The organism is Pseudoxanthomonas sacheonensis, assembly GCF_010093305.1.
GTDB lineage: Bacteria > Pseudomonadota > Gammaproteobacteria > Xanthomonadales > Xanthomonadaceae > Pseudoxanthomonas_A > Pseudoxanthomonas_A sacheonensis.
Genome location: NZ_PDWS01000033.1, coordinates 1 through 2151, shown reverse-complemented (window position 1 = coordinate 2151; position 2151 = coordinate 1). Strand labels below are relative to the sequence as shown.

Sequence of the window (2151 nt, the reverse complement as noted above, 5' to 3'; positions counted from 1 at the left end):
ACCGAACGCCGGGTGTACAACGCCGCCAACACGCTTGTCGCCAAGTCTACGTACACCTACAACACCCGCGGCCAGGCGCTGACCGCTTCGCAGATCGATCCGGCCACCAGCGTTGCCCGCACCACCACGACGACCTATTGCGAGTCCTCGGACGTGATTGCTGGCACCTGTCCGCTGGTCGGCTTGGTGACCTCGGTCAACGGCTCCCGCACCGATGTCGCCGATACGACCACCTACACCTATCGCATGGCCGACGACGCCAGTTGCGCCACGGCCCCGACCACTTGCCCCTACCGCAAGGGCGACCTGTGGAAGGTCACCAATGCCCTGGGCCAGGTCAGCGAGACGTTGGCCTACGACGGTGCTGGGCGGGTGCTGTCGGTCAAGGACGCCAACGGCGTGGTTACCGACCTTGCGTACCACCCGCGCGGCTGGCTCACGGCCCGCAAGGTGCGCGGCGCCAATGCTTCGGTGGAGACCGATGACGCCATCACCCAGATCGAGTATTGGCCGACCGGCCTGGTCAAGAAGGTCATCCAGCCCGACGGCGCCTTCACTTCTTACACCTACGATGCCGCCCATCGACTGACCGATATCGCCGACAACGCCGGCAACACGATCCACTACACCCTGGACAACGCCGGCAACCGCACCCAGGAAGACACCAGGGATCCGGGCAACGTGCTCAAGCGCACCTTGAGTCGGGTGTACAACCAGCTGGGCCAGTTGCAGACCCAGGCCGATGCGCAGGCCAACCCCACCGACTTCGCCTATGACGCCAACGGCAACACCGACACGGTGACCGATGCCCTGGATCGGGTCACCAACAACGACTACGACCCGCTGAACCGTCTCAGCCGCACCCTGCAGGATGTGGGCGGCATCAACGCCGAGACCCAGTTCCAGTACGACGCCCAGGACCACCTGACCCAGGTCACCGACCCCAAGGGTCTCAACACCACCTACACCTACAACGGCCTGGGCGATCTGACCCAGCTGGCCAGTCCCGATACCGGCACCACGGTTTACACCTATGACAGCGCCGGCAATCGCGCCACCCAGACCGATGCGCGCAACCAGACTGCGACCTACAGCTACGATGTGTTGAACCGGCTGACCGGCATCGCCTACGCCACTTCCAGCCTCAACGTGGGCTACACCTACGACAGCCCCCAAGCGGTTTGCCAGAGCGGGGAAACCTTCTCCGCCGGCCGCCTGACCCAACTCACCGATGCCAGCGGCAGCACTCAGTACTGCTATGACCGCTTCGGCAATCTGGTGCGCAAGGTGCAGACCACCAACGGCATCGCTCTCACCGTGCGCTATGCCTACACCCTGGCCGGGCAGCTGAGCAGCGTGACCTATCCCGATGGCGCCGTGGCGACCTACACCCGCGACGCCCAGGGCCGCACCACCCAGGTCGAGGTGCAACGGGCCGGCGCCGCCAGCGAAGTGCTGTTGAACCAGGCCAGCTACCACCCCTTCGGCCCGGTCGCCGGCTGGACCTACGGCAACGGCCGGCAGCTGCTGCGTCCGCTCAACCAGAACTACCAGCCCACCGCCATCCACGACGCCGGCACAGGGGGCCTCTCCGTCGGCTTCCAATACGACCCGGTCGGCAACCTCACGCAACTGACCCCGGCGGCCAGCAGCACTCCGCTGGTGAAGTTCGACTACGACGCCTTGAGCCGTCTCACCAAGTTCAAGGATGGTCCCACCGACGTGGCCATCGAGAGCTACGCCTATGACGCCACCGGCAACCGCCAGAGCTTCACCAACAGCGCGGGCACCCAGGCCTACACCTATCCCTCGACCAGTCACAAGTTGAGCCAGGTAGGTGCGACTGTCCGCACGTATGACAACGCCGGCAACACCACCGCCATCGGTGGCACGGCCAAGGAGTTCGTCTACGACGATACGGGCAGGATGAGCCAGGTCAAACAGAACGCGATCGTGCAGCGGAACTACGCCTACAACGGCAAGGGCGAACAGGTCCGCAAGTACGTCGGTACCACCAACACCTACACGCTCTACGATGAAGCCGGCCACTGGCTGGGCGACTACGACAACACCGGGGCGGCGCTACAACAAGCGATCTGGCTGGACGATCTGCCGGTCGGCCTGATCGCCAACGGCAACCAGCTGCACTAC

1 protein-coding gene is annotated in these 2151 nt (G+C 64.8%); it reads left to right on the top strand.

What is annotated here, in order from left to right:
* Positions 1-2151, top strand: a 2151-nt coding sequence (locus tag CSC73_RS18275) for an RHS repeat domain-containing protein (protein ID WP_246197577.1), incomplete at both ends; no start/stop codon positions are given.